Annotated in this window: 7 protein-coding genes and 2 pseudogenes; 6 read left to right on the forward strand and 3 right to left on the reverse strand. The window is 56.9% G+C overall.

All coding sequences use genetic code 11. From position 1 onward, the window contains the following. The 3 genes from udk to G5358_RS18560 all read left to right on the forward strand — a co-directional run. A partial coding sequence (udk, locus tag G5358_RS18550) for a uridine kinase (RefSeq protein ID WP_421324671.1) occupies window positions 1-513 on the forward strand: 513 nt, incomplete at its 5' end. A gap of 63 nt (window positions 514-576) precedes the next feature. After that, window positions 577-1,158 carry a dCTP deaminase gene (gene dcd, locus G5358_RS18555; protein WP_201987612.1) on the forward strand — a complete coding sequence of 194 codons (582 nt, stop codon included), beginning with the start codon at window positions 577-579 and terminating at the stop codon, window positions 1,156-1,158. Window positions 1,159-1,535: 377 nt separating this feature from the next. Continuing rightward, window positions 1,536-3,008, forward strand: a complete 1,473-nt coding sequence (locus tag G5358_RS18560; protein ID WP_127005634.1) for an inorganic phosphate transporter — start codon at window positions 1,536-1,538, stop codon at window positions 3,006-3,008. Window positions 3,009-3,193: 185 nt separating this feature from the next. Here the strand turns inward: G5358_RS18560 and G5358_RS18565 are convergent. Both G5358_RS18565 and rne read right to left on the reverse strand, forming a co-directional pair. Beyond that, window positions 3,194-4,129 (reverse strand): annotated as a pseudogene (locus G5358_RS18565) (IS3 family transposase); the annotation flags it as partial. 113 nt (window positions 4,130-4,242) lie between these two features. Beyond that, window positions 4,243-7,293, reverse strand: coding sequence for a ribonuclease E (gene rne / locus G5358_RS18570; RefSeq protein ID WP_421324672.1), 3,051 nt, complete (start codon window positions 7,291-7,293; stop codon window positions 4,243-4,245). 413 nt (window positions 7,294-7,706) lie between these two features. On the opposite strand from rne, the gene rluC reads away from it, so the two are divergent. Together rluC and G5358_RS18580 are read left to right on the forward strand one after the other, a co-directional pair. Then, window positions 7,707-8,651 carry a 23S rRNA pseudouridine(955/2504/2580) synthase RluC gene (gene rluC, locus G5358_RS18575; protein WP_005351815.1) on the forward strand — a complete coding sequence of 315 codons (945 nt, stop codon included), beginning with the start codon at window positions 7,707-7,709 and terminating at the stop codon, window positions 8,649-8,651. Next, complete coding sequence (locus G5358_RS18580; RefSeq protein ID WP_421324673.1) at window positions 8,651-9,337, forward strand: HAD-IA family hydrolase; 687 nt, start codon at window positions 8,651-8,653, stop codon at window positions 9,335-9,337. The genes rluC and G5358_RS18580 overlap by 1 nt, the downstream gene beginning before the upstream one ends. A gap of 105 nt (window positions 9,338-9,442) precedes the next feature. Here the strand turns inward: G5358_RS18580 and G5358_RS18585 are convergent, their stop codons facing one another. Further along, window positions 9,443-10,024, reverse strand: a complete 582-nt coding sequence (locus G5358_RS18585; protein WP_216953600.1) for a Maf family protein — start codon at window positions 10,022-10,024, stop codon at window positions 9,443-9,445. 119 nt (window positions 10,025-10,143) lie between these two features. Here G5358_RS18585 and G5358_RS18590 point away from each other — a divergent pair. Continuing rightward, window positions 10,144-10,487 (forward strand): annotated as a pseudogene (locus tag G5358_RS18590) (hypothetical protein); the annotation flags it as partial.

The raw sequence follows: 10,487 nt of genomic DNA on the forward strand, positions 1-10,487 counted from the left end.
ACCGAAGATTGCTACTACCGTGATCAGACCCACCTGACCATGGAAGAGCGGGTCAAGACCAACTATGACCACCCCAACGCGCTGGATCACGACCTGCTGGTACAGCACCTTAGCCAGCTGGTCAAAGGTGACGCGGTTGCCATTCCCCAGTACTCCTACACCGAACACACCCGGATGAGCGAAGTGACCCCGTTTGCCCCGCGCCGGGTGATCATTCTGGAAGGGATCCTGCTGCTGACCGACAGCCGTCTGCGGGATCTGATGGATGCTTCCATCTTTATGGATACCCCGCTCGACATCTGCCTGCTGCGCCGTCTGGTGCGTGATGTGCAGGAGCGTGGCCGTACCATGGACTCCGTGCTCAAGCAGTATCAGAAGACAGTGCGTCCGATGTTCCTGCAGTTTATCGAGCCGTCCAAACAGTATGCCGATGTGATCGTGCCCCGTGGTGGCAAGAACCGCATCGCCATCGACATGCTCAAGGCGCGTATTCGCCACATGTTGATTGGTTAAGATGAAACAAGCCGGGTGATGCCCGGCTTTTTTAAAAGCACAATTTGTCAGGAGAGTCGCCCAATGCGTCTGTGTGATACCGATATTGAACGCCATCTGGATGAAGGCAAGATCGTCATTGAGCCACGGCCCGGGGTAGAGCGGATCAGTGGTGTCAGTGTCGATGTGCTGCTGGGTAACGAGTTTCGGGTGTTTCGCGATCATACCGCGCCATATATCGACCTGAGCGGCCCGAGCAGCGAGATGGCCGATGCCATCGATCGGGTGATGAGTGACGAGATCCACATCCCCGATGGCGAAGCCTTCTACCTGCACCCGGGTCAGCTGGCGCTGGCGGTGACCTACGAATCCGTCACCCTGCCCGCCGATATCGTCGGCTGGCTGGATGGCCGCTCTTCACTGGCGCGCCTGGGTTTGATGGTGCACGTGACCGCGCACCGGATCGATCCGGGTTGGTCCGGTCGCATCGTGCTGGAGTTCTACAACGGCGGCAAACTGCCGCTGGCACTGCGCCCGAAGATGAAAATTGGCGCCTTGAACTTCGAGATGCTCTCCGGCATCGCGGCCCGTCCCTACAACAAGCGGGAAAATGCCAAGTACAAGAGCCAACAGGGCGCCGTTGCCAGTCGTATCAATCAGGACTGATAACTGGCAACACGGCAACGATGCAAGGGAGCACAAGGTGCTCCCTTTTTGCATCTGGAATCAAACGGATATGGGGTTGATGGTGCTGGTCGGATGAGATTGGCGGGGCAGGGACGTTTTATCACCACTTTCGCCCGTTTTTCTGTCATAAAAACGTCATAAAAATGAAATTATTGGCTTAATTGTCAGCTATTTTTGCCCTTTCCCGCAATCATTGATGGCTTTAATTAATCGATGGCAAGCCGCATGAAGACTGGCTCTAGGATATTTTTTTCCAAAAAGCTCTTTTTTTTTATGGCTGAAATATTTCAATGGTGGCTATGGTGTTGGCCGCCATCTGGCATAATCCGCCGCAACTCATAAACAGGCTTTTTTTTATGTTTGAAATGTTTAGTGGTTTGGGTTTGTGGTGGTCAATCGGTTTGGTATTGGCCGTTTTTTTTGTGCTTGCCTATGAATTTATCAATGGCTTTCACGATACCGCCAACGCGGTAGCAACGGTTATCTATACCAAGGCGATGCCAGCTCACCTGGCGGTCGTCGCATCGGGGATCTTCAACTTTTTTGGCGTCATGTTCGGCGGACTGGGTGTGGCCTATGCCATTGTCCATCTGCTGCCCATCGACCTGCTGCTTGGGATGGACTCCACCCAAGGGTTGATCATGGTCTTCTCCTTGCTGTTTTCCGCCATCGTGTGGAACTTGGGCACCTGGTTCTTCGGGATCCCGGCCTCCAGTTCACATACCTTGATCGGTTCCATTCTGGGGGTAGGCGGCGCCTATGCCTGGATCACCCATAAACCGGTGACAGAAGGGATCAACGTGGGCAAAGCGATCGACATCATGCTCTCCCTCATCATCTCTCCCACAATCGGTTTCATCATCGCGGCGCTGCTGCTGCTGGCAATGAAACGCATCTGGACCAGCAACAAGATCCACAAAACACCGGAAGAGCGTCAGCTGGTCGATGGCAAGAAGCACCCGCCATTCTGGGCGCGTCTGACCCTGGTGGCCTCGGCCATGGGCGTCAGCTTCGTGCACGGCTCCAACGATGGCCAGAAGGGTATCGGTCTGGTGATGCTGGTGCTGATCTGCATGGCACCCGCCTATTTCGCGCTGGACATGAACAGCCGCTCTTATGACCTGGATCGGACCCAGGATGCCAACCAGCGCATCATGGAGATCTACCAGCGCAACCAGTCCGCCCTCTCTGGCGTCATCAACTTCTCTGCACCTGCAACGGCTCAGGAAGAGCTGATGACTCACTGCTCCGCCGATGGCGTGCTGCAGGCGATGGCCACCCTGGATGCCCGTCTGGGTGCCGTGCGAACTTATGATCAGATGAGCCTGACCGACCGCCGCGAAGTGCGTCGTCTGCTGCTCTGTATCGATGACACCGCCCGCAAGGCTGCCAAGCTGCCGCTGCCAGCCAAGGAGCTGACCGATCTGGCCAAATGGCGCAAGGATCTGACCGCGACCGCTGAATATGCACCGACCTGGGTGATCGTTTCCATCGCGCTGGCGCTGGGTTGCGGCACCATGGTGGGCTGGCGTCGTATCGTCCATACCGTGGGCGAGAAGATCGGCACCACCGGCATGACCTACAGCCAGGGCATTGCGGCCCAGATCACGGCAGCAACCTCCATCGGGGTCGCCAGTCTGACCGGTATGCCGGTGTCCACCACCCACATTCTCTCTTCTGCGGTGGCGGGGACCATGGTAGCCAATAAATCCGGCCTGCAGAGCCAGACTATCAAGACCATCCTGATGGCCTGGGTGTTGACTTTGCCGCTGACCATGCTGCTCTCCGGCGGCCTGTTTATCGTCAGCCACCATCTGTTTGGTGGTTAACAACGTTATTTTTTCTAAGGGCCAGCGGGCCCTTTTTTCATATCTGTGATCCGCTTTAATATGCCAACAAACAAATTTATGTACTAAAGTTATCAATAGTCATGATGCTGAACATTAACGCTTGAAATGGACTTTATCAGGGATATCCAAAGCGCAAACAGAGGAGAAAGCACGGCGTTTTCCTGTAGCAACACTCCCTTCAAAATCCCGTTCACCCGTTCCGCTAGCGCATTATGGTAACAGTCATACCCATCCGCCATCGAGCATTTCACCCCGTACCTTTCATGTAATGACTTATACAAACCCAAGCAATACTGCACCGCCGTCACAGGTTCAGGTACAGCGGGCTGGCAGATAGGTGATATCTGCGACCCAGACCTGCTCCGGTGCTACCGGAGTGACCTGCTCTGGCCCCGCCTTGAGCTAGTTTGGATGACGGTAGAAACGGTGAAAACTGTGGGTGGTCTTGTGATACGCCCGTCTGGGTGGCACCAGCAGGCGATGCTCGGTCAATATCTGAAACAGCCTGTCCCGCCCGACCTTGAGCCCGCCATCATCCTGACCCTGCAGCAGATAATGCAGCTTGCGAGTGCCCACCCGCGGTTGTCGCAGTCGAACCTGACGCACGAAGCGCACCACCTGCAATCCCTGTGCATGGCGCTCGTCGGCGACCCGATTGCGCTTGTAGTAAGCCTGCCGGCTTATCCCCAGAAACAGGCAAGCCCTGACAATAGTCAGCCTCTCGACTTGCCGCTGCGAGAGGACTTGCCGGGTCGCTTTTTTACGATGGAGACGCCGTAGTCATTCTTCAGTACATCGACGACGGCCTCAAAGAACTGGGCTTTCTGACTCATCAGCGCCAGCTGTTGCTCGAGTTCCTTGATGCGCTGTTCGGGCGTCTGGTTGTCGGTGATGCTCCTGCCGGCACGTACAGAAGCCCCCTGGCTCCAATCTTGCCGACCATGTTTACGCAACCATACCAGAACGGTGGAGCGGCCCTGAATGCCATAACGCACCTGAGCCTGTTTGTAGGTGAGCTCGCCTTTTTCAATCTGCTCGACCAGCGCCAATTTAAAAGTCAGCGAGTAATCGCGCTGTGTCCGTTTCATACCTTGTCCCATCGGGTTCTCCATTTATTGGGGGGAAGGTGTAAACCATATTCAGGACGGGACAGCGAGAAATAAAAAAGCCACACTGGTTGGTGTGGCTTTGTTTAGGGGTCAACCCGGGTTGCTTAGGGGCGACCGGCCGGGCAGGTGGCCACGTTGACGGCGGCAGTGCTGCCACCATGACGACCTGATGTGCTCACCTCGTTGCGTACCAGCGGCGGGTAGTTAACCGGCTCACGGGCAGGCAGGGCAGGAGCTTCGGCAGGGGTTGCCATCGGCGCGGATGCTTTGCGGGCTCGAGCCAGCAGGCCAGCTCCGTGAGCTACCTGTTTGGTGACGGCCGGAGTCTCTTCCACCGCAACGGCAGCGACAGGAGTCAGGGCTTCGACAACAGCAGCTGGCATTTCGACTGCAACAGGTACAGCTTCCACGACAGGAGTGTTGACTGCAGGGGCTTCTTCAACAACCGGAGCGTCGACAACGGCAACTTCCGGCTCTGCTGCAACCACGACCTCAGCGACAGCTGCAACAACCGGGCTGGCAGCCACATCGGCTTGAGTTGCTTCGACCTGGGCAGCAGCCTGCTCGGCCGCTTCTTCAGCAACGGCTTCGACAACCACATGCTCGGTCAGTGCCGCAGAGGCTTGCAGAGCAGCAGCGACGGCTTCAGCGCTCGGGATGGTAACAACAGGCACTACCGGCTCTTCAACCTGCGCTTTGGCAATATCTGCCTGGGCTGCGGTGGTCAGAGTGGTGGTATCTTGCTGTTCTTCGTCACGCTGGCTGCGGACATCTTCGTTGATGCGCTTGCGGCGCTGACCTTCGATACGCTGGCTGCGCGGAGTGCGGCGTGAACGGCGCTGGCCTTCACTCTGCTCTTCCTGCTCGTTACCCACGGTGGCATCGATCACTTCAGCTTGCGCTGGTACTTCGTCAATCGGCAGGGCAGGGGTGTCAGCAGCGGCGACATCGACGCGGATCTGCTTGCGCAGTTGGCGACGTTCGCGGCGCTCGGCCACTTTCTGCTCTTTCTCCTGACGTGGCTGGACGGCAGTTGCATCAACGCCGTCTACCGCTTCAACAACGACTTCGGCGCGCGGCTCACGGGGAGCACGAGGTTCACGGGCTGGACGTGGCGCACGTTCCTGGCGCGGCTCGCGAGGTTCGCGCTCCTGACGGGGTTCACGTTCCATGCGCTGTTCGCTACGCACCTCACCACGGGCTTCACGCTCCTGACGAGGCTCGCGCTCTTTGCGGGGACGGCGATTGCGGTTTTCACCGGCTTCGCGGTTGCCACCTTCACGCTTCTCGCCAGCTTCCGCATTGTTGCGGTTGCCACGATTGTCGTCACGACGGGGACGCTGACCACGGCCACGACCTTCTTCGCGCTGGTGGCGTTGACCTTCATCCTTGCGTGCTTCACGAGCAGCAGGTTTCTCGGCGGGCGCTTTCACGTCGGCAGGGGCTGCATCGCTGCTGAACAGGCCGGTAATGCCTTTGATCAGCTTGCTGAAGAAACCTGCTTCGGCAGGGGCCGCAGCAACGGGAGCCGCTGGCTGTTGCGGTGCAACAGGGGCTGGTTGTGCCGGTTGGGCAAAGCCTTGCAGCAGCGGTTGCTCGCGCTCGATCACCTGAGCTTGCTTCGGTTGGTAGACCGGCTTGGCAATCTCGGTTTTCAGCTCGTAGCTGGCTGCTTCCGGGATCTCGTTCTGACGAATGCGGGTTACTTCGTAGTGCGGGGTTTCCAGATGCTGGTTCGGAATGATGTAAACACGCACATCATTGCGCTGCTCCAGACTGGCGATGGCGGCACGCTTCTCGTTAAGCAGATAGGCGGCAACATCCACCGGCACCTGGCCGTGAACCTGCTCGGTGTTGTCCTTCATGGCCTCTTCTTCGATGAGACGCAGGATGGACAAGGCGAGAGATTCGTTGTCACGGATCACGCCTTGACCCTGGCAACGGGGGCAGATATGGCTGCTGGATTCGTTGAGGGAAGGGCGCAGACGCTGGCGAGACATCTCCAGCAGACCGAAACGGGAGATCCGGCCCAGCTGGATGCGGGCACGATCCTGATGAACCGCTTCACGCAGACGGTTTTCCACTTCGCGCTGATGGCGAACCGGGGTCATGTCGATGAAGTCGATAACGATCAGTCCCCCTAAGTCGCGCAGACGCAATTGACGGGCAATTTCGTCGGCCGCTTCCAGGTTGGTTTGCAGCGCCGTCTCTTCGATATCGCCGCCCTTGGTGGCGCGGGAGGAGTTGATATCGATGGAGGTCAGTGCTTCGGTCGGATCGATAACGATGCTGCCGCCGGAGGGGAGGCGCACTTCACGCTGGAAAGCTGATTCAATCTGGCTCTCAATCTGGAAGTGGTTGAACAGGGCAACCTCACCCTTGTACAGCTTTACACGGTTGAGGAAATCGGGACGTACCAGCTCGATATGAGCCTTGGCGCGTTCGAAAATCACCGGATTGTCGATCAGGATCTCGCCCACATCGCGACGCAGATAGTCACGGATGGCACGCACGATGACGTTGCTTTCCTGGTGGATCAGCACCGGCGCGGCGCGCTCCTGAGAGGCCTTGTGGATGGAGTCCCAGTGGTTGAGCAGAACGTTCAGATCCCACTCCAGCTCTTCTGGCGACTTGCCCACACCTGCGGTACGTACGATCAGGCCCATGCCTTCCGGCACGGTCAATCCGCTCAGGGCTTCTTTCAGTTCAGTCCGCTCATCACCCTCGATACGGCGGGAGATACCACCGGCACGGGGGTTGTTGGGCATCAGTACCAGGTAGCTACCTGCCAGGCTGATAAAGGTGGTGAGGGCTGCACCCTTGGTGCCACGCTCTTCCTTGTCGATCTGGACGATAACTTCCTGACCTTCGCGAACCACTTCTTTGATGTTGGGACGACCCTGATAGGAGTAACCGGAGGGGAAGTAATTGCGGGCGATCTCCTTCAACGGCAGGAAACCGTGGCGCTCGGCGCCGTAGTCGACAAAAGCAGCTTCAAGGCTGGGTTCTACGCGGGTGATCTTACCCTTGTAAATGTTCGCTTTCTTCTGCTCGTGTCCCGGACTTTCAATATCCAAATCGTAGAGCTGTTGTCCGTCAACCAGCGCTACGCGCAACTCCTCTTCTTGAGTTGCGTTGATAAGCATTCTTTTCATTGAGTTCTCATTATTGTGTCATTTTGATTTCCTCCATCTGGGTCCTGCCAGCGCCGGCCTCGGGTCTTCAGCATACTGGGGCAACCTCCCGGTTGGGGTATGCATGAGGCGCAAACTAAGGGCGTTCTGGTCATCACTTCTCGAGAAGGAATGAATAAGGATGCCGAAATGGAGACAAATAAACGGTGATGTTTGTGTTCTCCATGCGTTGTACCTCGCACCCGGGAACCGTCATGTTCTTGTATACACGGTGTTTCGGGATTGGGTGGCATACTTTTTGGCCACTTAGTACAAGGCTTGAACACAATGACAAAACCTTGTTTATTATCCCATTTAAACCTCTTTTATAGCAAGGCGCCATTTTTCAACAAACCATGCAGCCAAGGGGCGCTGGCAGTGTTAAAATCCGCGCCATGACACAGATACAACAACAAGTGCAGCTGCTCACCATCGAAGCTGAGCATGACGGGCAGCGCATCGACAATTTTCTCAAGACTCAGCTAAAGGGCGTCCCCAAGAGCCTGATCTATCGCATCCTTCGCAAAGGTGAAGTGCGAGTAAACAAAAAGCGCATCAAACCGGAGTACAAACTCTGCGCAGGTGACGAGGTGCGGGTGCCCCCCGTGCGCGTTGCCGAGAAGAATGAGCTGCCTTCAGCCAACCTCGGTGTTATCCAGCGTCTGGAGAGCCAGATCCTGTTTGAAGACGATGCCATGATCGTGCTGAACAAGCCCTCCGGCATGGCAGTACACGGTGGCAGCGGCTTGAGTTTTGGCGTTATTGAGGGGCTGCGCGCCCTGCGTCCGGAAGCCCGCTTCCTCGAACTGGTTCATCGACTGGATCGCGACACCTCTGGGGTATTGCTGGTTGCCAAAAAACGCAGCGCCCTGCGCAGCCTGCATGAACAGTTGCGCGTCAAGACCATGCGCAAGCAGTATCTGGCGCTGGTACGCGGCAAATGGCAGGCTCACGTCAAAGTGGTCAATGCACCGCTACGCAAGAACGATCTGCAGTCTGGCGAGCGGGTGGTGCGGGTCAGCGCCGATGGCAAGCCCTCGGAGACCCGCTTTCGCATCGTGCGTCAATTCGCCGAAGCGACCCTGGTCGAGTGCAGCCCCATCACCGGTCGTACCCACCAGATCCGCGTGCACACCCTGCATGCCGGTCATCCGATCGCCTGTGACGATAAGTACGGTGAAGCGGCGTTTGACGAGAAAATGCGCAGCCAAGGTCTGAAACGGCTCTTTTTGCATGCCTGGAAGCTCAGCTTCACCCATCCGGCCGATGGTCGCGAAATGCAGGTAGAAGCGCCGCTGGCACCTGAGCTCGACAACTTCCTCAACGGCTTGCCACGCTGATGCAGGATATCCGGCTCGCCATTTTCGATTGGGACGGCACCCTGATGGATTCGGTAGGCCGGATTGTTGCCTGTGTGCAAGGGGCCGCCAGAGATTGTGAGCTGGCGGTACCTGCTCCAGCCCAGATCCGGCAGATCATCGGATTGAGCCTTGATGTCGCCATGTCCCGTCTGTTCCCTTTAAGTAGTGGCAGTGGCAGTGGCAGTGGCAGTGGCAGTGGTAGTGCCTTTGATGAGCGCCAGATTGCCGCACTCATCGATCGCTATCGTCATCACTATCTGCACGATGCCACCCCCAGCCCGCTGTTTGCCGGGGCAGGGGAGTTGCTGCATGATTGGCGGTCACGAGGGCTGCAACTGGCCGTCGCGACCGGCAAATCACGCCGTGGGCTGGATCGGGTATTGGATGAGACCGGACTGCGCCCGTTGTTTGTAACCAGTCGCGGGGCCGATGAGGCTCGCTCCAAGCCTGATCCGCAGATGCTTGAGCAGATCCTGGATGAGCTGGGGCTGTCAACCCGGCAGGCGGTAATGATCGGCGACTCTGTTCACGATATGGCGATGGCCGAGGCGATCGCCATGCCGCGTATTGGTGTCACCTGGGGGGTGGATAGCCGCGATGCCCTCCGTCGTCACGGGCCAGTGGCGGTGGTGGATTCTATGGCGGCTCTTCGCGGGCTGTTATAGATGCCTCTCTTTAAGAGACATCAATCTGATTGATAACAGAAGCCCGGTGTATTGATCGGGCTTTTTATATCCTCGATCTAGCTTATCTATTCGTCTCGTCCGCAATCAGGGCAGGGCAATACCGTGGCGCTCCAGCAGTTCGATCAGGCCGATCAGTGGCAGACCGATCAAGGCGTTAGGATCGCGCCCTTCCAGCCCCTTGAACAGTACGATGCCCATACCTTCGCATTTGAAGCTGCCAGCACAATCGAGGGGCAGTTCAGCCTCTACATAGCGGCGAATGGCGGCTTCGTCGAGATCGCGAAAGTGAACCGTAAACGGTTCAATCAATTGATGAATCTCATTGGTTGCAGCGTTAAGTACGCACAGGCCGGTGTAAAAGGTGACGCTGCGCCCCTGAGCCGCCATCAGCTGTGCTATGGCATTGTCTATGGTGCCCGGTTTGCCGAGGATGTGGCCATTGCAGACACACACCTGATCAGAGCCGATGATCAAGCCGTGATCACGATATTGGGCGATGGCATCAGCCTTGGCACGAGCCAGTCTGGCCACCAGCGCCTCGGCGTATTCGCCAGCCAGCGGTCGCTCATCCACATCGGGGGCGGCACATTCAAAGGGGAGACCAAGCTTCTCCAGCAGGGCTTTGCGATAGCGAGAAGTTGAGGCGAGGATCAGATTCTGTGGCATAATCGAGTTACCGATGAAAGCAGGTACCGGCATTCTAGGGACTTGTGACGTTAAAATCATCGGCGGTAAGGACTTTTTCCTTTGACTATCAGTTGTTGGACCTATATTATTCGCGCCCTATGCAAAAGGTGAAGTTGCCCGTTAAGGTTGATCCAGTCCGTAGTGCCTTGAAGCTGCTCGACTATGTCGGGATAGTGGAAAAGTCGCAGATGCCCAGGCTGGAGGAATCAACCGCTGGCTTGCAGAGTGATATCGATGTATCACTGCACTTTGGCAAAGATGTCCAGAAGTTGACCGTTATGAAAGGCACTGCCCATGCCAAGGTTGACCTGGTTTGCCAACGTTGCGGAGAGACATTCGAACACCTCTGTGAAGCTGAATTTATCTACACTCCGCTGTTCGAAAGAACAAACGAGGAAGAACTGCCGGAAGCTTATGAGCCCATTGAGTTGGACGAAAACGG

The sequence above is a fragment of the Aeromonas sp. 604176 genome (assembly GCF_049170755.1).
GTDB lineage: Bacteria > Pseudomonadota > Gammaproteobacteria > Enterobacterales > Aeromonadaceae > Aeromonas > Aeromonas veronii_A.